The following is a 20,358-nucleotide window of genomic DNA, read 5'->3' on the forward strand; positions in this document are numbered from 1 at the left end:
TCCCTGTAAATTCGGGGTTTCCGTGAGTGATTGGTATCGGCGTGTAACCGTATGTACAACGCCGGGGTGGACCCCCGGCGCGTTCGGTTACAGATAGCGGGACGTCAGGTGTTCGCGGAAGTAGCGGATATTCAGGTCTTCGCCCGTGGCCTGGGTGATGAGCTGCGATGTGCTGAAACGGCTGCCGTGCTGCCAGATATTCTGACGCAGCCAGTCAAACAGTGCTGAGAAATCGCCCCCGGCAATGGATGTCTGCAACCCGGGCAGCGCAGTTTTGGCGGCATGGAACAGCTGTGCCGCATACATTGCCCCCAGCGTGTAAGACGGGAAGTAGCCAAAACCGCCGTCGGTCCAGTGGATATCCTGCATACAGCCGTTGCGATAGTTATCTTTGGTGGATAACCCAAGCCAGGCCTGCATTTTCTCATCCCATAACGCGGGAATATCATCGACTTCAATTTCGCCATTGATTAGCGCGCGCTCGATCTCATAGCGCAGCACCACATGCGCCGGATAGCTCACTTCATCCGCATCAACGCGGATGTAGCCCGGCTTCACGCGCTGGTTCCAGGCAATGAAATTCTCTTCGCTGAATGCCGCCTGGCTGCCGAAACGGGCATGAACCGCCGGAAGCAGATGCTTCAGGAAAGCGTCGCTGCGGCCTAGCTGCATTTCAAAGAACAAGCTTTGGGATTCATGGATCGCCGTAGAGCGCGCCAGCGCAACGGGCTGACCGGCCCATGCTCGCGGAAGGTTTTGCTCGTAGCGGGCATGTCCGGTTTCGTGGATCACGCCGAAAAGCGCGCTGAGCAGTTCATCTTCATCGTAACGCGTGGTGATACGCACATCTTCCGGCACGCCGCCGCAGAACGGGTGGGCGCTAACGTCCAGACGACCGCCGTTAAAATCGAAGCCAAGCATTTTCATCGCTTCCAGGCCCAGCTCGCGCTGCGTGGCGGTCGGGAAGGGACCCTGTGGCGGAACGAACGATCGTTGAGCCTGTTTTTCCACAACCTTTGCCAGCAACTCCGGTAGCCAGGACTTCAGATCGCCGAACAGCACATCCAGGCGAGCGCTGGTCATGTCGGGTTCAAAGATATCCAGCAGCGCGTCGTAAGGCGTGCAGCCTTTAGCTTCAGCGCGCAGGCGGGCTTCTTCACGACTGAGTTTCACCACCTCTTTCAGGTTGGCTGAAAAGCCCTGCCAGTCGTTGGCCGGACGCTGAGTGCGCCACGCGTGTTCACACCTGCTGCCCGCCAGCGATTTGGCCTCCACCAGCGATTCCGGCAGTAAAGTTGCCTGCTGGTAGTGGCGCGTCATTTCACGCAGGTTGGCCAGCTCAACGTCGTTCAGATCTTCGTCTGCCGCCGCCGCCAGCCATTCACCCACTTTTTTATCGGTCAGGATCTGATGTTGCAGGACGCTCATCTCCGCCAGCGCTTCACCGCGCGCGGCGCTGCCGCCTGGCGGCATCATGGTGAACATGTCCCAGCTGGCGATGGAGGAGAGGTGAGAGAAGCGGGAGAGGCGCTGGAAGGTGCGGGTGAGTTGTTGATAGTTATTGTTTTTCATGAAGTCCTCGTGTCTGAATCAGCCCATGACAAAAATTAGCATCGGCTCGATTTAAACACGAAGAGGGCTGAATGTTAATGCAGTCGTTTATGCAGGCTCGCGCCCACCAGCAGTGCCGCGCACAGCATCAGCGCGATAAATCCGCCCACGCCGTTCCAGCCGTAGTTATGCCAGAACACCCCGCCGAGCGTACCGGCTATGCTGGAACCAAGATAGTAACTGAACAGATACAGTGACGAAGCCTGACCTTTAGCGCGGCGCGCGCGTGGGCCAATCCAGCTGCTGGCAACGGAATGCGCGGCAAAGAAGCCCGCAGAGAAGAGCAGCATTCCGGCAAAAATCAGCCACAGGGAAGAGAAAAGCGTCATCAGCAGTCCGAACAGCATCACGGCGGTGGATACCAGCATCACCGGACCACGGCCGAAGCGCGCGGTCATGGCGCCCGCTTTTGGCGAACTCCATGTCCCGGTGAGATATGCCACAGAGAGCAAACCCACTAATGCCTGGCTAAGATGCCACGGTGAAAGCATCAGACGATAGCCAATGTAGTTGAACAGCGTCACGAACGAGCCCATCAGCAGGAAACCGGTCAGGAACAAACGGGGCAGCCCTTGATCGCGCCAGTGCAGGCGAAAGTTGATAAATAACGTTTTCGGACGCAGGGAGGTCGGGCGGAAATGGCGCGATTCCGGCAGGATTTTCCAGAACATCAGCGCCGAAGCGAGGGCGAAGCAGCCGATAACGGCCAGCGCAATGCGCCAGTTAAAGAAATCAGTAAACACACCGCTGAGCAGGCGTCCGCTCATCCCGCCGATAGAGTTCCCGCTAATGTACAGCCCCATGGAGAAGGCCACGAAACTCGGGTGGATCTCCTCGCTGAGATAGGTCATCCCGACCGCCGCCACGCCGCTCAGGGATAACCCAATCAGCGCGCGCATGATCAGAATGCCGTGCCAGCTGGTCATCATGGTGGACAACAAGGTACACACGGAGGCCAGCATTAACGCCGTTACCATGACCTGCTTACGCCCGATGGCATCCGAAAGTGGCCCGGTGAACAGCAGACCGATCGCCAGCATCCCGGTTGAAATGGAGAGCGAAATACTGCTGCTGGCTGGCGACACGCCAAATTCATGCGACAGGACCGGCAGGATCGGCTGAACGCAGTAGAGCAGGGCGAAAGTGGCGAGACCCGCTGAGAAGAGCGCCAGCGTGACGCGCATAAACTGGGGGGTACCACGTTTAATAAACTGAACCGGCTGCGGTGCTGCGGGTAAATCATCAATGTCGCTGGCCGGCGCGATATCAACGGTCGTTGTACGGCTCACACATAATCCTTGCTTAAACATCCCCGTGGTTTCTGGTGACGGGTATGACCACAAGATTAGGGTAGGAAAATGTAAATATTCTGTCTAATATATTAATAATCTCAAATGATACTTTAAAAATATGAATATCGAGCTGCGCCATCTACGCTATTTTGTCGCCGTCGCCGAAGAGCTGCATTTTGGTCGTGCGGCGGCAAGGCTGAATATCTCTCAGCCACCGCTAAGCCAGCAGATACAGATCCTGGAGCAGCAGGTCGGGGCGCGTCTGCTGGCGCGAACCAACCGCAGCGTGAGCCTGACGGCGGCGGGAAAACAGTTTCTTGCCGATAGCCGACAAATCCTGAGTATGGTGGAGGACGCCGCCGCCAGAGCGGAACGGCTTTATCTCGGGGAGACGGGAGAGCTGCGCATCGGGTTTACCTCATCGGCCCCCTTTATCAGCGCTGTTTCACAAACGCTATCTTCGTTTCGCCGTAACTTTCCGGATGTGCATATTCAGACGCGCGAAATAAATACTCGCGAGCAGATATCGCCGCTTAACGAAGGATCGCTCGATCTGGGGCTGATGCGTAATACGCAGTTGCCTGATACCCTGGCGTGGCAGGTGATCCTGCGCGAACCGCTGATGGCGATGATCCCCCGGGATCATCCGCTCGCCGCGCAGCACAGCGTCACGCTGGCTGAACTGGCGAAAGAGCCATTTGTCTTTTTTGACCCACAGGTGGGAACCGGGTTGTATGACGATATTCTTGGTTTGATGCGGCGATATGGCCTTGTCCCGACTATCGCGCAGGAGGTGGGGGAAGCCATGACGATCATTGGTCTCGTTGCCGCAGGGCTTGGCGTGTCGATTCTCCCGGCCTCGTTTAAACGGGTACAATTGCCGGAAATGCGCTGGGTGAAGATAGCCGAGCAGGATGCAGTCTCAGAGATGTGGCTGGTGTGGTCTAAACATCATGAACAGAGCCATGCGGCACAGCGTTTCAAAGAACAATTAATTACCGCTTCTCGCGGGCGTTATTTATAGGGAAAAGTGGGCGAAAATGTGCAGTAAATCACATGGCTAAGTAAAAATTTGACGTCAGCCATTGAAGTGCTTCACCATAGCCCTCAGTTTATTTCGAAGCTCGAAAATAAGGGAGTACGAGGTGGTTGCTGATAGTCAGCCAGGGCATATCGATCAGATCAAGCAGACCAACGCGGGCGCCGTTTATCGCCTGATTGATCAGCTTGGTCCGGTTTCGCGTATCGATCTTTCGCGCCTGGCACAACTGGCACCCGCCAGTATTACCAAGATTGTCCGCGAAATGCTGGAAGCCCATCTGGTTCAGGAGACAGAAATTCAGGAGCCGGGCAGTCGTGGCCGTCCGGCGGTAGGGCTGGTGGTGGAAACGGAAGCCTGGCACTACCTGTCGCTGCGGATTAGCCGCGGGGAAATCTTCCTCGCGCTGCGCGACCTCAGCAGCAAGCTGGTGGTGGAAGACCGGCTGGAACTCCCGCTCGATGCAGAGCAACCACTTCTCGATGCCATTCTGACCCACATCGACCAGTTCTTTATTCGTCACCAGCAGCGTCTTGAACGTTTAACGGCGATTGCGATCACCCTGCCGGGAATTATTGATACCGAAAATGGCATTGTGCACCGCATGCCGTTTTATGAAAACGTCAAAGAGATGCCGCTGGGCGACGTGCTGGAAAACCACACCGGTGTACCGGTCTATATTCAGCATGATATCAGCGCCTGGACGATGGCGGAGGCGTTGTTTGGCGCTTCCCGGGGCGCGCGCGACGTGATTCAGGTGGTGATTGATCATAACGTTGGCGCTGGTGTGATTACCGACGGGCGTCTGTTGCATGCTGGCAGCAGTAGCCTGGTGGAGATCGGCCATACGCAGGTCGATCCGTACGGAAAACGCTGCTACTGCGGTAACCATGGCTGTCTGGAGACGATTGCCAGCGTCGAAAGCGTGCTGGAGCTGGCGCAAGTGCGGCTCAGCCAGTCGATGAGCTCCACGCTGCACGGTCAACCGTTGAGCGTCGAGGCACTGTGCGCAGCGGCAAGGCAGGGCGATCTGCTGGCGAAGGACATTATTACCGGCGTGGGCAATAATGTCGGGCGCATTCTGGCCATTATGGTGAACCTGTTTAACCCGCAAAAAATACTGATCGGCTCCCCGCTCAGCCAGGCGGCGGATATCCTCTTTCCGGCGATTTCCGCCTGCATCAATCAGCAGGCGCTTCCCGCGTACAGTAAAAACATCGTGGTCGAAAGTACGCAATTTTCCAACCAGGGCACGATGGCCGGCGCCGCGCTGGTAAAAGATGCGATGTACAACGGCTCGTTACTGATTCGTTTGCTTCAGGGCTAACTCTTTTCCAGAGATGTACGAAAAATTGCGCTATCTCAAGCCCGGTAGCGCACGCATCCCGTAGACTTTCCCCACTGAATTATTTACCTGGTTTATATTTTGAAGCATACCCAAGAGGTGGAATGAGTCATGCTTAAGCGTTTCTTTATTACTGGTACGGATACGTCTGTCGGGAAGACAGTCGTATCCCGCGCGTTACTCCAGGCCCTGGCGGCAAGCGGTAAACGCGTTGCAGGATACAAGCCGGTTGCAAAAGGCAGTAAAGAGACGCCAGAAGGGCTGCGCAATAAGGACGCCCTGGTTCTGCAAAGCGTCTCGTCTCTGGAACTGCCTTATGATGCCGTCAATCCTATCGCGTTAAGCGAAGAGGAAAGCAGCGTCGCTCACAGTGGGCTTATCAACTACAGCCTGCTTTCTGATGGCCTGGCAAATCTGAGTGAAAAGGTTGACCACGTTGTCGTTGAAGGGACCGGTGGCTGGCGCAGCCTGATGAACGATTTACGTCCCCTTTCCGAATGGGTGGTGCAGGAGCAATTGCCGGTGATTATGGTCGTGGGCATCCAGGAAGGGTGCATCAACCATGCCTTGCTGACGGCGCAGGCTATCGCTAATGACGGCCTGCCGCTGATTGGTTGGGTGGCGAATCGTATTAACCCGGGCCTTGCGCACTACGCTGAAATCATCGACGTGCTGAGCAAAAAGCTGCCTGGCCCGCTGGTAGGCGAACTGCCTTATCTGCCCCGCGCAGAGCAGCGCGAATTAGCGCACTATATCGATCTCTCGGCTTTCGGCGGTATGCTGGCCGTAGATCGAGTCGTGGCGTAGCGTTCTCGACAATACCGACGCCACAACACAGGCAACCAGCAAACCGGGAAGTAAAAAATACTGCCCGGTCATCTCACAGACCATCAAGGCCGACATGATTGGCGCATGCGTTGTGGCGGCGAGCAGCGTCGCCATTCCCGCCAGCCCAAGCAGGATCGCCGTCTCAGAGCCAGGAAACCACAGCGCAAAGATCTGCGCAAACAGCATTCCCGTTGCCATACCAACGAACAAGGTTGGCGTGAACACGCCTCCCGGCGCGCCGGACCCGCTGCTTGCCAGTACCGCCAGCAGCTTGCAAATAAAGACGCCAGCAATCACCGACAGCAGCGGCGGCGACTGCAAAAACGCCTGAACCACGCTATAGCCATTCCCCCATACTTTCGGCGTCAGCAGCGACAGCAGCCCGACGATCAGACCACCCAGCGCCAGCTGCCACGGCGGTGAGAGTTTGAGACGCAGAAACAGCCTGTGGCTGGCCGCCATCAGCCACATCAGCAGCGGGCCGCAAACGCCAGCCAGCAGACCCACGCCAACGATCAGGAAATAATCCACCGCCGTAAGCATCTCGCTGAGATGGACATCATATAGCGTATTCGCGCCGGGACTTAACAGGCGCGTGGTCAGCAGGGCCACTACAGCGGCAATCACCACCGGGCCGAGGGAGGCCAGCATCAGCGTGCCAAACAGGATCTCTGCGATAAACAGGCTGCCCGCCAGCGGCGCATGATAGGCGCTGGCCATCCCGGCGGCGGCACCGCAGGCGATCCACAGTTTCCATTCGGATTTTGGCGTACAACGTTGTGCAAAAAAGGAGGCGGCGAGGGCGGCGAGCAGGATCATGGCGCCTTCACGGCCGATGGCGCTGCCGCTGGCGACCACCAGCAACGACGCGAGGGATTTCACCAGGCTGGCGCCGTAGTCAAACTGGCCGTCACCCGTCTCAAGCGCTTCCATATAATCGGTCGGGGCGTGGGGACGTTGTGCCGTCATGCGCTGCCATCCCCACAGCAGCATCCCCGCGGCCAGACCACCTAGCGCAGGCGTCAGCGCCCGCCGCCAGGGCGATAACGCGGCTGCGGCGTTCACCAGACTTCCGCTTTCGTTGCTGAGAAATAGCCACTCCAGCAGATACATGCTGTGGCGGAACACCGCAACGGCCAGCGCCGCCAGCACGCCGGTGACGGTAGCAATCAGGAGACGGCGAAACATCGCGCGGATGTCGGGGTAAGCGTGAAGACGTTGCATGAAGTCGTGATTTAACGGGGACGATACAATATTGTGGCGGGAAATCGGGAGGTTAGCAAAAGGTATGCGTGCGGAAAAAGGCCGGGCAGTACCCGGCCTGAATGCTTAACTCTCGCTATGAATATTTAATGCCCGGCGCGTACGCCCTGAACTCAAATACTCCGCAATATAATCCTGGGATATCTCGCCGTTATAGCGTCCGTCCTCGTCCACAATCGGCATCCAGCTGGTGTTGCTCTCATACAGGCGAGAAAGCACCACGCGCAGGTTATCCTCGGCCTTACCGGTCATACGGAACGGATGCAGAATATCCCCGCAGCTGCCGCTGGCGTTACGCGCTTCGCGGCGCTTCACAAAGCCGAGCGGTTTGCCGTGCTCATCAACCACGGTAATGGCGCGAATATCGTTGTCATCCATGGTGGCGAAGGCCTCCGGCAGCGGCGTCGATTCGCGTACCGTAATCGTCGGCTGCTGGTCAGTGACGTCGCCCGCCGATACCAGCAGCAGGCGTTTCAACGTCCGGTCCTGGCCAACAAACGAGCCAACAAACTCATTCGCGGGTTTCGCCAGCAGCTCGTCCGGGCTGGCGCACTGCACGATACGTCCCTGACGGAAGACGGCAATACGGTCGCCCAGCTTCAGCGCTTCGTCAATATCGTGGCTCACCAGCATCACGGTCTTTTTCAGCTTGCGCTGCATCTCCAGGAACTGGTTCTGGATCACCTCACGGTTAATCGGGTCGACCGCGCCGAACGGTTCATCCATCAGCAGGACCGGAGGATCCGCTGCCAGCGCGCGGATGACGCCGATACGCTGCTGCTGACCGCCGGACATTTCGCGCGGATAGCGGTGAAGGAATTTATGCGGATCCATTGCCACCATATCCATCAGCTCCTCGGCACGGGATTTACAGCGCGCTTTATCCCAACCCAGCATGCGCGGCACGACGGTAATGTTCTCTTCGATGGTCATGTTCGGGAACAGGCCAATTTGCTGGATCACGTAGCCAATGTTGCGACGCAGGGTCACGGTGTCCATTCCGCTGGTGTCTTCGCCGTTAATCAGGATCGTCCCGCTGCTTGGCGTAATGAGACGGTTGATCATCTTTAGGGTAGTGGTTTTCCCGCAGCCGGACGGGCCGAGCAGCACGCACATTTCCCCTTCAGGCACGTTCAGGTTGACGTTGTCGACGGCCTTAAACGTCTGGCCGTGTTTCTGTGAAAATTGTTTGGTGAGGTTTTCCAGTTTTATCATTATCGAATCCCCTTCGGAGTCAGTACCACCTGCAAACGGTGCAGCAACCAGTCGAGCACAATCGCTAAAAGACAAATCATCAGCGCGCCCGCAATCAACATACGAATATCACTCCCGCCAATACCGTTAAGCAGCAGCAGGCCCAGCCCGCCCGCACCGATCACGGCGGCAATCGCCATGACGCCGATGTTCATTACCACGGCGGTGCGGATGCCGCCAAAAATCACCGGCAGCGCCATCGGGATTTCCACCCAGCGCAGACGCTGCCAGAAGGTCATGCCGATACCGCGTCCCGCTTCTCGCAGGCCCGGCGGCAGGCTGTCGAGCGCTGTGTGGGTGTTACGCACAATCGGCAGCAGCGAATAGAGGAACACCGCCGTAATCGCGGGCAGGGCGCCAATGCCCTGACCGATCAGCGAAAAGAGCGGGATCATCAGGCCGAAAAGCGCAATTGACGGGATGGTGAGCACAATGGTGGCGATCCCCAGCACCGGCGTTGCCAGCCATTTATGGCGGACAATTAAAATGCCCAGCGGCACGCCAATAATAATCGCCAGGCCGACGGCGAGTGCCACCAGCCACAGGTGTTGCAGCGTCAGGGTTAAGAGATAGTCCCAGTTGTCGAGAATATAGTGAATCGTCTCCATAGCGCCTCCTACAGCAACTGTTTGCTACGCAGGAAATCACGGGCGACCTGCTGCGGTGACTGATGGTCGATATCCACCTTCTTATTCAGGTCGGTGATAACGTCGTTATTGAGCTGGGCTGAGAGGGTGTTCAGCGCCTCCTCCAGCCCCGGGTTAGCCTCCAGCGTGTCTTTTCGAACAACTGGCGTCACGGCATAACTCGGGAAGAAGCCTTTATCGTCTTCCAGCACTTTAAGATCGAAGCCCTTTACGCGCCCGTCGGTGGTGTAGATCAGCCCCGCATCGACAAACCCGTCGCGCACCGCGTTATAGACCAGGCCCGGATCCATCTGGCGGATCTGCGGGCGGTCCAGCTCCATCTTGTAGGCCGCCTGCAACGGTTTCATCCCGTCGCTGCGTCCGGCAAATTCCAGGTCAAGGCCCAGCAGCCAGTTGTTATCCGGATCGGTTTTACGGATCTGCTCAATCTTTGCCACCATCTCAGACATGGTATTGATATGTTCAGCCTCGGCGCGCTTGCGCTGCATGGCAAAGGCATAGGTATTGTTCATATCGGCAGGTTTAAGCCACACCAGACCGTGCTTCGCGTCGAGGCGTTTCACCGTCTCGTATGACTCCTGTGGCGACATGCGTTTGTTGATGTGGTTGAAGATGATCAGCGACGTGCCGGTGTACTCCCAGGTCATATCAATCTGCCTGTTGATCATCGCGTTACGGGAAATCACCGTTGCAATATTGGTCTGCGGCTGCACCTGAAACCCTTTCTTTTGCAGATACTGCACGGTCATGGCCGAGAGAATGTGCTGCTCGGTAAAGCTCTTGGTTGCCAGGATCAGCGGCGCGGCGAGCGCCTGGCTGGTGAAGAGCGCGGCGGCGCATAGCGCCGTCAGGCCGGAAAACAGTCTCATAGAAGCTCCTTGTTATAATTATCGCGCGAGATGCGGGCTCAGTAGTCGACCCAGTGCCGCCAGCAGCGTATCCAGAATCAGGGCGAACAGGGCGGTGGCCGCCGCGCCCAGGATCAGCGTCGGAAAGTCATTCAGATAGATCCCAGGGAAAATCAGCTCGCCGTAGCTGCTGGCGCCAATCAGGAATGCCAGCGGTGCGGTACCGACGTTAATCGCAGTGGCAATGCGAATACCAGAAAGCATCACCGGCCACGCGTTAGGGATCTCAACCTGACGCAGGCGCTGCCATTTGGTCATGCCGATACCGTTTGCCGCTTCCAGCAACGACGCGGGAACAGAGCACAACCCGGCATAGGTGTTACGCACAATCGGCAGCAGAGAGGCCAGAAAGAGGGCGATAATGGCCGGTTTATCACCGATGCCAATCACCACCATCGCCAGCGCCAGAACGGCTAGCGGCGGCAGGGTGTTACCCACGTTAAAGATTTGCATCACATATTCGGCGATACCACGCGCGGCCGGACGGCTCAGCAGAATACCGCTTGGAATGCCCACCAGCAGGGCAAAGAACATTGATGAAAAGACCAGAATCAGGTGCTGTTGCCCGAGGTAGATCAGGTCAACCTGGCGCGCCTTAATCGTCTCCAGTCCAATTCCCCAGGTGAGGAGAGCGAGAACCACGATAATCGCGCCGACAAAAAGCAGCGAACGTTTAAGTAATGGGTGCATTGCGGTGTGTCTCCCTGTGCGCATGCGTTATAGCAACCACCGGTTGCCTGTTGTTATGCCATGTTTCGGCAGGGGTACTTCACCTATAGCAAGCGAAACGGAAGGGTTCCAGCGAAGGGGGTAAAACAGTAACCCTATGAAATTAGTGACAACCTGGGTGAAGCCTTATGGCATAAGGGCTGTCAGTGGGCAGGCAGAATAGTCTTAAAGAAGCATGCCTTACGTGACAATGTCACGTAAGGCGTGCTGATTAAACCTGTCGACTAAGCGCGGCGCGCACTTTTCGTACCCGCCACGAGATGCGGACGATAGAGAAGGCGGCGACGACCACCAGCATCAGGCCCAGCGCCAGCATCGCGTGGAATCCAAACTCTCTGAACAGGATCAGCCCCGCGATACCTCCGCTGATAAAGGAGAAAAGGGTAGTTAAATGGGTTTTGAGCTGACTCTTTTGCGCGGCCGTATCTTTGGAATAATCCCGGCGCATCATGGCGACCATAACGGAGGCCAGCGAAATGCCCGCATCGGTCAGCGTGCCGGTGATGTGTGTGGATCTTACCCGTCCACCGGATAGCTGAGTGGAGGTGGAATTATGAATTCCCATCAACCCGCACAGGAAAATAATAATCTCCTGATTCGTGGCAAAGGAGTGAAAATACATTTCGTACAGGGATACCCCTGCCAGTAATAGCCCTTCAACAAACAGAACCTGGCTGAATACCAGCCTGACGTTATGGATAATCACCCAGATAACAATAATCCGCGCAGCGATGGCACCTGAGACAAACGAAAGAATAATGGCACCGAAGAAAAGAATATCGCTGAGATCGGTGGAGGAAACTTCGCTGGATAGCTGCGAGGTATTGCCCGTCATATGCGAGGGAAAAAAGCCGAATGCGCCCAGCGCAATGGCATTCAGCAGTCCCGCGGAGGTCGCCAGCCAGAGGGCAAGACGACGATCCTCCTGATGCGTTCGTTCTTTCTTTAATTTAATCAGCAAAGAATACCTCCGGTTTGAGCTTTGCCTGAACGCTCAAGCTAACAAAGCGATGTCGCTGGCTGACCAGGATATTGCTTAATTATTATTTCAACGGGAGGAGTGCGAGGTTTTGTAATTAAATAAAATAACCTTGTTAATATAATGCTTTATTGCTGATGACGCGAGCAGACTGGCGGGCATAAATACCGGCCCAGTATGCATGCTCGCTGGAGCGGGATGAGATTTGATTCAGTGTAGACATAGGTGTAATTCACAACGACGAGAAGAGAAGCCAGCATCTGGTCGCCGATGTTCCTGGGAATGTACAGATCGCCAGCCAGGGTGATCCCGTATCGGTTCTCGAACGTCACCTTGCGGTGGTCGACTTTATCGCTCTCGGCGAAGGTCTTATCCCAGGTTGTCACCATCGAAACGCGGGCGTCAGGATTTCGTGTTTCTTACTAATCCATTGTTTTAAATCAACTTAATGATGCGCATAGCAGCACAGCGGACAGTTTGGGTGAATGTTTTCATTCGACGCTGGCGTCCGGCTGGGGCCGGATGATTGCCGTGCGCATCACGCCCGATATGGAGATGGCTGTGGTTGCCGCTCCGGCGCATTTTCGGCGCTATGGTTTTCCGCAGACGCCCGCCGATCTGGATGCTCATCCCTGCATTGCCTACCAGTTCGCCGACGGTAACCACTATCAATGGGAGCTTGTGCAGGATGGGAAGCGAGTGACTCACCGTCCGGAGGGGCAATGGGCCTTTTCCGACAGCTACATGGAGGCCGAAGCGGCCCGGCTGGGACTCGGGCTGGCCTATGTCCCGGTTGAGCTGATGGGTGACGATCCGGAGCGTGGCACGCTTATACGCGTTTTACAGCGCTACAGCCTGCGGATGGACGGACTGTACCTCTATTATCCACACCGCAACGTATCCCCGGCGCTGAGAGCGGTGATTGATACGCTGAAAATTTAGGGTGCCTCTGCGCTACGGTCTATACAGCCCCTGCGTTTGTGATACGCTACTATTTTATATAGCGCAGCTCAACTAAGGCTCTGAAATGACAAAAATAACGCCAGAATATACGGTAGTTGACTTATCACGTTGGGCAAGAAAGGAACACTTTGAAGTATTTCAGGGCTTTGCTCAATCTACATTTAACCAAACGGTTCAGCTGGACATTACCGTGCTGCTAAAGCATATCAAAGAGGTTGGCTGGAAATTTTATCCTGCGATTATTTCCCTTATTTCTCACGTCGTAAACCGGCATCCGGAATTCCGTATGGCCATGAAGGATGATGAGCTTGTAATATGGAATGAGGTTCATCCAAGCTATACCCTTTTCCATAAAGAAACGGAAACGTTTTCATCGTTGTGGAGTCATTACGATGGAAATATTCACCATTTTCAGCGCGTTTATGCAGAAGATGTTGCCCGCTATGGCAATATCCTTGCTTACTGGCCTAAGGAAGAGTCCCGGGAGAATATATTTTTCATATCTGATATTCCGTGGGTCAGTTTTAGCAGTTTTAACGTCAACGTCGCTAACATGCGGAATTTTTTTGCGCCCATGTTCACGTTTGGAAAATACTATAACCAGGATGGAAAGGTCTTGTTGCCTTTCGCCGTTCAGGTCCATCATTCTGTCTGTGACGGTTTCCATGTGGCCAGGCTGATCAACGAGTTACAAGAGTTGTGTGATAATTTACCGCACCATTCAGAGGCGCTCAACGTGTGATTCACGTGTTTTTAACATACGCCTGACGAGGGGAAATAATGGAACCGAATTTTACGCCAGAACAGATTGAAATGATTAACCGCATTGTTTTCGAGAAGATCGAAATAATGCATGATTAAGCCGCGAGCCGTTTCCGGCCCGCGGCGGCATGACAGGTGATGAGTCGTTCTGACGATCAGGCGGCTTTGACGGCCCGGATTTTTTTGCTGCTATCCGCATCTGATGCTGTTTTATCCGTTGCAGCATTGAGCTCGGGAAGCTTGCTGGTACGCAGGATATGCTGCACGGACTCTTTCTGCTCGGCGAGATACAGACCAAGGTTCTCCGCCTGCGTTTCATCCATCTGCATTCCGCTTTGCAACAGCCAGTCAGTGAACGCTTCTGCCATATCGAGCAGTTTGTCGTGAGCGTCAGCCTCTTTCTTACTGGCAAATGTCATTTTCTCTTCACCTTTTCTTACGACAACAAATTTTGTTTCAACAGCCATTGCGCACCCCCATATACTGTAATTATATACAGTATAGCAGTTGTGACGTTGTGTTGCAGCAAAAATGTGCGAGCCTGGCCTGCACAACGGGTGGACAAGCCAGGTGCTGTTATCGGTACAGCGTTTTTTCGGCAATCGGGATCAGCAAAGTGGACTGCCATTCCGCCAGCGTCAGCTGGGCAAGTTTACCCAGCGCGGTGTAGAACGGATGGGCCGCGTTTTCAACGAATACGCTAAGGAAACGCGTGCTCCATGGCAGCAGATGCCAGGCCAGAAGCTGGTCGCGTTCTGTTTCGCGACCGTTCTCGGCAAGCCATGCCGCCAGCATCAGCAACGTTCCGAAATGATCTTCAGGCTCATTCTGCTGCATCTCAAAGGCGATATGGTTTTCACGCATCCACTGACGCAACGCGAGGGTCGAATCGCCAAACAGCACTGACTCGCGATCAAGCCAGACCGAGCCCCACGGGGGGGCGGGCAGGGCATACGGGCCAATAAACAGACGCTGCCAGGCGTCTTTCAACGCTTCATCCGATGGGGTCTTAAACATACTGGCGACAGGCAGCAGGTTTTCCTCCGCCAGCGGCCAGTCCTGAACCCAGTCACCTGCGGTCAGGGCACTCACCAGCGGCGCGGTCTGCTCGCTGTCTGGGGCGAAATAAAACAGCGCGCCCAGTACCCGGGCGCTGAACGCGAACGATTCGCGGTGTGAGACATCATTCATTACAACTTTCCTTACTTGCGCGCGGGTAGCCCCGCGCACCTGTGTTAACCTGCAATTGCTAACCCTGCGGTCATATGCAGACCATAAAATAGCCCACGGCCAATCAGTTCACCCAGCACCACCAGAACGACACCTGCAAACAGGCCGAGCGTTTTTTGCTCCTGACGACGAATAAGCGGGCAGATCCAGCAGCCTAAACCCGCCGCCAGCAACGCGATGCGCCACACCTGAAGCGAGCCATAATCTGGCAGCAGGGCGCTGGCCTGCTGGATGGAACTCTGTATCGTCCCCAGCGTATTGCTTTGCAACACGACGACCGCCACGCAGACGATAATTGCCAGTACGCTGACAGACGCGGCAAGAGTACCTTTGAATGTCACGTTTGCGACGCGTAGCAGCAGCGCGGCCAGCAGAGGACCAGCAAGGACCATCGTCAGGAAGAAGCTCAGCGTGGTGTAACCCGTATACCAGGTCGGGACAGTCTCTATCTGATAGACCCGGGTCATCGCCCAGACAAAAACGATACCCAGAAGCTGGCTGACAACCAGCCAGATTTTGCCCAAAGCTGGAGGCATTTTACCGATAACCGACACCAGCCACCAGAAACCGCCCACGGCAAAGAAGATCGAACCCGCCGCGATCTCATTACTCAGCGCTGACGCGCCCACGCGGTTAAGCGAGTTGAAGGCACGCAGCGGGGAGCCAAGATGCAGCACCGAAGCCATAAACCCAATACCCATTACCAGCCAGAGAAAAAACAGGCTGCGCACGATGCGCATTCTGGCCTTGTCATCATTTTCCTTAAGCCAGACGAAGCCCATCACGATTAACGCGCCGGCCACGCACTGCCCGAAAACGGTGAAGATCACCAGCGGCCATTCATGCCATCCACTTCCCATCTCACACCTCCTTCGGGTTTGCCAGGTAGCCGGTGGTGTCACCCGTCGGACGGCTGTTGGCGTTAGGTTTAATCACAATACTCGGCTTTGTGAAGTGCGCAGACGGCAGCGGCGCGACGGCAGCAAGCTGGCCGTGTTTTTTGCGCAGCTCCTCAATCGGGCCAAAGTCCAGCGCGCGCAGCGGGCAGGATTCGACGCAGATGGGCTTTTTGCCGTCCGCCACCCGGCTGTGGCAGCCGTCGCACTTGGTCATGTGGCCTTTGGCGGCATTGTACTGCGGCGCGCCGTACGGGCAGGCCATGTGGCAGTAGCGACAGCCGATGCAGACATCCTCGTCCACCACCACAAAACCGTCGTCGCGCTTGTGCATTGCCCCGCTCGGGCAGACCTTGGTGCAGGCCGGATCTTCGCAGTGGTTGCAGGCAATCGACAGGTAATAGGCGAAGACATTCTGATGCCAGACGCCGTTATCCTCCTGCCAGTCGCCGCCCGCATATTCATAAATACGACGGAAGCTAACGTCCGGGGTCAGGTCTTTGTAATCCTTGCAGGCCAGCTCGCAGGTTTTGCACCCGGTGCAGCGGCTGGAATCAATAAAAAATCCATACTGGGTTGTCATCGGTTAATCCTTATGCCTTCTCGATCTGCACCAGGTTCGTGTGCTGCGGGTTGCCTTTCGCCAGCGGTGACGGGCGGTGCGTGGTCAGGGTATTGATGCAGGAGCCGTGATCGACACGATCGCCGTTCATGTTGGCGTCATGCCAGGCGCCCTGGCCCATCGCGCTTACGCCGGGCATGATGCGCGGGGTGACTTTCGCAGCAATGCGCACTTCGCCGCGGTCGTTGAAGACGCGCACCATATCCCCATTTTTGATACCTCGTTGCTCTGCATCCACAGGGTTAAGCCACACCTCCTGGCGACAGGCGGCCTGGAGCACATCTACGTTGCCGTAACTGGAGTGGGTACGGGCTTTAAAGTGGAAACCGAACAGTTGCAGCGGGAATTTGCTGCGCTCGGGCGCGTCCCAGCCTTCAAAGGTTGAGGTATAGACCGGCAGCGGGGTGATGGTTTCGTCTTTTTGCAGTTCCCAGGTTGCCGCAATATCCGCCAGCTTGCTGGAGTAGATCTCGATTTTGCCCGACGGGGTTTTCAGCGGATTGGCATCCGGATCGTCACGGAATTTTTTATAGGCCACAAAATGTCCATTTGGATCTTTGCGCTTATAAATACCCATTTTTTTCAGCGCGTCGTAGGACGGCAGCAGCGGATCTTTGGCGACCATTTTGGCGTACAGGTAGCGCAGCCACTGCTCCTGCGTACGGCCTTCGGTGAATTTCTGATGGATATCCGGTCCGAGGCGTTTCGCCACTTCGCTCATGATCCAGTAAATGGGCTTGCGCTCGAACTTCGGGGCGGTAACCGGCTGGAGGAAAATCAGGTATCCCATGTTGCCGGCGTAATCGTTGGGGATGATATCTTCCTGCTCGACGGTCATCAGATCCGGCAGAACAATATCGGCATACTTCGCAGACGAGGTCATGAAGTTATCAATGACGACGATCGTTTCGCACTTGCTCTCATCCTGCAAAATGTCGTGAGTTTTGTTGATATCGGAGTGCTGGTTGATGATGGTATTACCCGCGTAGTTCCAGATGAACTTGATCGGCACATCGAGCTTATCTTTGCCGCGTACGCCGTCGCGCAGGGCGGTCATCTCCGGTCCACGCACGATGGCATCCGTCCAGCTGAAGCAGGAGATTTGCGTTTTCACCGGATTTTCCGGCAGCGGCATGCGTTCGATGGTGATGGTGTAGGTCGATTCGCGTGCGCCGCTGTTACCGCCGTTAATGCCGACGTTGCCGGTCAGGATCGGCAGCATGGCGATGGCGCGGGACGTTTGCTCCCCGTTTGCCTGACGCTGCGGGCCCCAGCCCTGGCAAATGTAGGCCGGTTTCGCCGAACCGATTTCACGGGCCAGCTTAATGATGCGTTCGGCAGGGATGCCCGTTATGCGAGACGCCCAATCCGGAGTTTTCGCGGTTTTGTCATCACCCTGGCCGAGAATATAGGCTTTGTAATGACCATTAGCTGGTGCGCCTTCCGGCAGGGTTTTTTCGTCATAACCCACGCAGTATTTATCGAGGAAAGGTTGATCGACCAGATTTTCATTAATCAGCACCCACGCAATACCTGCCACCAGCGCGGCATCGGTGCCCGGACGAATCGGGATCCACTCGTCTTCACGCCCTGCGGCAGTGTCGGTATAACGCGGATCGATAACGATCATCCGCGCGTTTGACCGTTCGCGCGCCTGCTCAAGGAAGTATGTGATCCCGCCGCCGCTCATGCGCGTTTCCGCCGGATTATTGCCGAACATCACCACCAGTTTGGTGTTTTCGATATCCGATGTGCTGTTGCCGTCGTTGCTGCCGTAGGTGTAGGGCATTGCGCAGGCGATCTGCGCGGTGCTGTAGGTGCCGTAGTGGCTGAGGAAGCCGCCGTAGCAGTTCATCAGGCGCGCGACCAGCGAGGCGTAAGGGGAGGAACGGGTGATGTTGCCGCCTACAATTCCGGAGGAGTAGTTAATGTAGACCGCTTCGTTGCCGTATTTTTCGACCACGCTTTTCAGACTCGCGGCGATGGTGTCCAGCGCTTCTTCCCAGGTGATACGCTCAAACTTGCCTTCTCCGCGTTTGTCCACGCGTTTCATCGGATAGTTCAGACGGTCTGGGTGATTGATGCGACGGCGAATTGAACGGCCTCGCAGGCAGGCGCGAACCTGATGGTTGCCGTAAACATCCTCGCCGGTATTATCCGTTTCAACCCAGTAGACTTCGTCATCGCGAACGTGCAGACGCAGCGCGCAGCGGCTACCGCAGTTTACCGAGCAGGCGCCCCAGACGACTTTGTCTTCTGCGGGCTGAATAGCGGACTGCACAGCGGCGGCGGCGCTTTTCAGACCAAAAGGTAATGCGATCCCACCAGCGGCAAGCGCCAGAGATCCTATGGCAGTAGATTTAACCAGAGTTCGACGGCTTATCCCGCCGTGATGTTCAACTTCGGACATGACTCACCCCATCATTGTTAATAATTATTTTCACCCGTGACTACAACCGGGCTAATGATGGGGGGAGTGTTACTTATTTAGAGGTATTAAATATTAATCCTCGTCAAATCAGGGGAATTGAGTGGGAAAATCATTGCGGCTCAGCGGGCGCATTCTCCTGCGTACCTGCGCCGCTCACCGGGTAGTTGCCGCTACTGGTGCGGGTATACAAAATTTTGAAAGTATCGTTGGCACAATGCCCAACGACCTGCGCATCCGGCTGATCGGCCTGATCGTTCGGGACGATGTTCAGGGTAAAGCCAGACTCCGGTACGCCGTTGTTGATAATCTTCTGCTGAATGTCGCTTTTCACGCGCTCGCAGGAATCCGGGGCCGCAAGAAGAGCGGGTGAAGCACTCATTAACAGCAGGGCGGTAATCCAGGGTAACCGTTTCATCTGTAGCTCCTTTTCACTGTGTAGACTGTAAGCATAGCAGGGCTAGGGTAAGCTTTTGTTTTTGGGTCTGTCTTTCTGAATTGTCCTGGAGCCCTGCCTGCGTCATAAAATAAATTGCGAATAATGGTGCTGATTGTCTACCAGATAAGAAGGCAGGGTGCGTTTTGATACCTCTTGCCTGACCAGTTTTCGGTCTCGTCCCCAGATATCTTCGGCGTTGGTGATAACCTTCATAATATGTTCCGGGTTATTGAATTCCGGCAGATCGTATTCGGTATGAGAAATGGTAGACATTTTTTCAGAAATTCTTTCTGGGGTCATTACCCAGGAGAAATGCCAGCCGCCATCTTTCACAATCTTATTATTGATTTTTAGCCAGTTCCATTTAAACCATGACCAGTTTTTATCTTTGCGCGCACGCTTCCAGTTTCGGAAAGATTCAGGCTCACCGTGGAAGAAATGCTTAAGGTTATAATAGGACGTCGCGCGCGGCAAAGTACATTTTCTCGGCGTACCATCCGTGTTGTGAACCTGGAGATTAAACTGATAGTTGAATACGTTTTGATGAATACTCGTGCAGAGCGCGCGCGGATTAATGGCCCTGACCGTGTCGGGAGAGAAGATTTCGTCAACGTCTGACACCAGAATCAGATCGTCGTCTGCCGCGTCTTTTAACCCGTTCATAATGGAGTTGCGAAGCGCTGCTTCATTTGCCCATGCATCAACCTGGTTATTATCCGCCCGGTTTAAAATAGGCTGCGCGTCAAAAGGCACGTAAATGATTTTGTCTTTGAATTTGGCAAACTTCGTAATATCGAAATGCAATTCTCGCGGTATGCCCGTAAAAGAGTGTGTTGCTTCTACAATGACAAAATGGTCAACGACATCAGCGAGAGTATGTAATCTGATGTCGAGCAACATATCTTCGTCATAGTATAAAAAACAGTCGTAAATCATGATGTTAACCCGAAAATTTAAGAATCTAATTTTATAATAGTGTGGAATCTTCCGCGCCCAAAGTAGCCACTTTGGCAGGTCTCGTCAATGCAAACGACGGATTTATAAAGCGCGAAGAGTCAAATGAAGTGCTGTTATGTAAGTTGCTGTATTTGCTAATATGATTGTATCTCTCTCTGAACGGTAA

At 55.2% G+C, this 20,358-nt stretch carries 19 protein-coding genes and 2 pseudogenes; 5 read left to right on the forward strand and 16 right to left on the reverse strand.

The annotated features are described in order from the left end of the window. Window positions 1-87 precede the first annotated feature (87 nt). Together RY075_RS10455 and RY075_RS10460 are read right to left on the reverse strand one after the other, a co-directional pair. A complete protein-coding gene (locus tag RY075_RS10455; protein ID WP_048243991.1) occupies window positions 88-1,572 on the reverse strand; it encodes a carboxypeptidase M32 in 1,485 nt (494 codons plus the stop codon). A gap of 74 nt (window positions 1,573-1,646) precedes the next feature. Further along, window positions 1,647-2,900 (reverse strand): MFS transporter, encoded by a 1,254-nt coding sequence (locus RY075_RS10460; RefSeq protein ID WP_003857455.1) that lies wholly within the window; start codon window positions 2,898-2,900, stop codon window positions 1,647-1,649. Window positions 2,901-3,021: 121 nt separating this feature from the next. Here RY075_RS10460 and RY075_RS10465 point away from each other — a divergent pair, with 121 nt between their 5' ends. From RY075_RS10465 to bioD, 3 genes are all read left to right on the forward strand, one after another. Beyond that, window positions 3,022-3,927, forward strand: a complete 906-nt coding sequence (locus RY075_RS10465; RefSeq protein ID WP_003857454.1) for a LysR family transcriptional regulator — start codon at window positions 3,022-3,024, stop codon at window positions 3,925-3,927. Between the two features lie 121 nt (window positions 3,928-4,048). Continuing rightward, entirely contained in the window at window positions 4,049-5,269 is a 1,221-nt protein-coding gene (mlc, locus tag RY075_RS10470) for a sugar metabolism global transcriptional regulator Mlc (protein WP_032658277.1), read from the forward strand. A 129-nt stretch (window positions 5,270-5,398) separates the two neighbouring features. Continuing rightward, entirely contained in the window at window positions 5,399-6,094 is a 696-nt protein-coding gene (bioD, locus tag RY075_RS10475; RefSeq protein WP_015570628.1) for a dethiobiotin synthase, read from the forward strand. Here bioD and clcB read toward each other — a convergent pair. The 7 genes and pseudogenes from clcB to RY075_RS10510 form a co-directional block, all read right to left on the reverse strand. Next, window positions 6,029-7,339: a voltage-gated ClC-type chloride channel ClcB gene (clcB, locus tag RY075_RS10480; RefSeq protein ID WP_022651052.1), complete on the reverse strand. Its 1,311-nt coding sequence runs from the start codon at window positions 7,337-7,339 to the stop codon at window positions 6,029-6,031. The genes bioD and clcB overlap by 66 nt on opposite strands. A gap of 105 nt (window positions 7,340-7,444) precedes the next feature. Further along, window positions 7,445-8,593, reverse strand: a complete 1,149-nt coding sequence (gene osmV / locus RY075_RS10485; RefSeq protein ID WP_003857446.1) for an osmoprotectant ABC transporter ATP-binding protein OsmV — start codon at window positions 8,591-8,593, stop codon at window positions 7,445-7,447. Continuing rightward, window positions 8,593-9,240 (reverse strand): osmoprotectant ABC transporter permease OsmW, encoded by a 648-nt coding sequence (osmW, locus tag RY075_RS10490; RefSeq protein WP_006808875.1) that lies wholly within the window; start codon window positions 9,238-9,240, stop codon window positions 8,593-8,595. The genes osmV and osmW overlap by 1 nt, the downstream gene beginning before the upstream one ends. Window positions 9,241-9,248: 8 nt before the next feature. Continuing rightward, a complete protein-coding gene (gene osmX / locus RY075_RS10495) occupies window positions 9,249-10,148 on the reverse strand; it encodes an osmoprotectant ABC transporter substrate-binding protein OsmX (RefSeq protein WP_023324570.1) in 900 nt (299 codons plus the stop codon). A gap of 18 nt (window positions 10,149-10,166) precedes the next feature. Beyond that, complete coding sequence (osmY, locus tag RY075_RS10500; protein ID WP_003857442.1) at window positions 10,167-10,877, reverse strand: osmoprotectant ABC transporter permease OsmY; 711 nt, start codon at window positions 10,875-10,877, stop codon at window positions 10,167-10,169. A 250-nt stretch (window positions 10,878-11,127) separates the two neighbouring features. Then, the gene (locus tag RY075_RS10505) at window positions 11,128-11,877 is read right to left on the reverse strand and encodes a YoaK family protein (protein ID WP_338628534.1); all 750 of its coding nucleotides are present in this window, start codon (window positions 11,875-11,877) and stop codon (window positions 11,128-11,130) included. Window positions 11,878-12,134: 257 nt separating this feature from the next. After that, window positions 12,135-12,326: pseudogene (locus tag RY075_RS10510) on the reverse strand (alpha/beta hydrolase); the annotation flags it as partial. Between the two features lie 91 nt (window positions 12,327-12,417). Between RY075_RS10510 and RY075_RS10515 the strand changes: the two are divergent. Continuing rightward, a pseudogene (locus RY075_RS10515) lies at window positions 12,418-12,837 on the forward strand (LysR substrate-binding domain-containing protein); the annotation flags it as partial. A gap of 85 nt (window positions 12,838-12,922) precedes the next feature. Continuing rightward, window positions 12,923-13,600 carry a type A chloramphenicol O-acetyltransferase gene (catA, locus tag RY075_RS10520; protein WP_032104928.1) on the forward strand — a complete coding sequence of 226 codons (678 nt, stop codon included), beginning with the start codon at window positions 12,923-12,925 and terminating at the stop codon, window positions 13,598-13,600. A 175-nt stretch (window positions 13,601-13,775) separates the two neighbouring features. On the opposite strand, the gene RY075_RS10525 is transcribed toward catA, so the two are convergent. From RY075_RS10525 to RY075_RS10555, 7 genes are all read right to left on the reverse strand, one after another. Further along, window positions 13,776-14,087: a YebG family protein gene (locus RY075_RS10525; RefSeq protein WP_032634159.1), complete on the reverse strand. Its 312-nt coding sequence runs from the start codon at window positions 14,085-14,087 to the stop codon at window positions 13,776-13,778. Window positions 14,088-14,196: 109 nt separating this feature from the next. Next, window positions 14,197-14,811, reverse strand: coding sequence for a Tat proofreading chaperone DmsD (gene dmsD, locus RY075_RS10530; RefSeq protein ID WP_015570619.1), 615 nt, complete (start codon window positions 14,809-14,811; stop codon window positions 14,197-14,199). 44 nt (window positions 14,812-14,855) lie between these two features. Then, entirely contained in the window at window positions 14,856-15,710 is an 855-nt protein-coding gene (locus RY075_RS10535; RefSeq protein WP_022651056.1) for a dimethyl sulfoxide reductase anchor subunit family protein, read from the reverse strand. Window position 15,711: 1 nt separating this feature from the next. Beyond that, complete coding sequence (locus RY075_RS10540; protein WP_017384545.1) at window positions 15,712-16,329, reverse strand: DMSO/selenate family reductase complex B subunit; 618 nt, start codon at window positions 16,327-16,329, stop codon at window positions 15,712-15,714. 10 nt (window positions 16,330-16,339) lie between these two features. After that, window positions 16,340-18,778, reverse strand: a complete 2,439-nt coding sequence (gene ynfE, locus RY075_RS10545) for a selenate/tellurate reductase subunit YnfE (protein WP_338628537.1) — start codon at window positions 18,776-18,778, stop codon at window positions 16,340-16,342. A gap of 130 nt (window positions 18,779-18,908) precedes the next feature. Beyond that, entirely contained in the window at window positions 18,909-19,214 is a 306-nt protein-coding gene (locus tag RY075_RS10550) for a DUF1161 domain-containing protein (RefSeq protein WP_003857424.1), read from the reverse strand. A 102-nt stretch (window positions 19,215-19,316) separates the two neighbouring features. Then, window positions 19,317-20,171, reverse strand: coding sequence for a benzoate transporter (locus RY075_RS10555; RefSeq protein WP_109948835.1), 855 nt, complete (start codon window positions 20,169-20,171; stop codon window positions 19,317-19,319). Window positions 20,172-20,358 lie beyond the last annotated feature (187 nt).

Source organism: Enterobacter sp. JJBC, assembly GCF_036936505.1.
GTDB classification, from domain to species: domain Bacteria; phylum Pseudomonadota; class Gammaproteobacteria; order Enterobacterales; family Enterobacteriaceae; genus Enterobacter; species Enterobacter hormaechei_C.

Bases quoted from the DNA above. Each gene is read 5' to 3' on its own strand.
- clcB (WP_022651052.1), bottom strand. From the start codon at position 7,339: ATGCAACGTCTTCACGCTTACCCCGACATCCGCGCGATGTTTCGCCGT.
- catA (WP_032104928.1), top strand. From the start codon at position 12,923: ATGACAAAAATAACGCCAGAATATACGGTAGTTGACTTATCACGTTGG.
- osmW (WP_006808875.1), bottom strand. From the start codon at position 9,240: ATGGAGACGATTCACTATATTCTCGACAACTGGGACTATCTCTTAACC.
- RY075_RS10455 (WP_048243991.1), bottom strand. From the start codon at position 1,572: ATGAAAAACAATAACTATCAACAACTCACCCGCACCTTCCAGCGCCTC.
- RY075_RS10550 (WP_003857424.1), bottom strand. From the start codon at position 19,214: ATGAAACGGTTACCCTGGATTACCGCCCTGCTGTTAATGAGTGCTTCA.
- RY075_RS10535 (WP_022651056.1), bottom strand. From the start codon at position 15,710: ATGGGAAGTGGATGGCATGAATGGCCGCTGGTGATCTTCACCGTTTTC.
- ynfE (WP_338628537.1), bottom strand. From the start codon at position 18,778: ATGTCCGAAGTTGAACATCACGGCGGGATAAGCCGTCGAACTCTGGTT.
- RY075_RS10555 (WP_109948835.1), bottom strand. From the start codon at position 20,171: ATGATTTACGACTGTTTTTTATACTATGACGAAGATATGTTGCTCGAC.
- RY075_RS10465 (WP_003857454.1), top strand. From the start codon at position 3,022: ATGAATATCGAGCTGCGCCATCTACGCTATTTTGTCGCCGTCGCCGAA.
- RY075_RS10540 (WP_017384545.1), bottom strand. From the start codon at position 16,329: ATGACAACCCAGTATGGATTTTTTATTGATTCCAGCCGCTGCACCGGG.
- RY075_RS10525 (WP_032634159.1), bottom strand. From the start codon at position 14,087: ATGGCTGTTGAAACAAAATTTGTTGTCGTAAGAAAAGGTGAAGAGAAA.
- dmsD (WP_015570619.1), bottom strand. From the start codon at position 14,811: ATGAATGATGTCTCACACCGCGAATCGTTCGCGTTCAGCGCCCGGGTA.
- osmV (WP_003857446.1), bottom strand. From the start codon at position 8,593: ATGATAAAACTGGAAAACCTCACCAAACAATTTTCACAGAAACACGGC.
- osmX (WP_023324570.1), bottom strand. From the start codon at position 10,148: ATGAGACTGTTTTCCGGCCTGACGGCGCTATGCGCCGCCGCGCTCTTC.
- bioD (WP_015570628.1), top strand. From the start codon at position 5,399: ATGCTTAAGCGTTTCTTTATTACTGGTACGGATACGTCTGTCGGGAAG.
- osmY (WP_003857442.1), bottom strand. From the start codon at position 10,877: ATGCACCCATTACTTAAACGTTCGCTGCTTTTTGTCGGCGCGATTATC.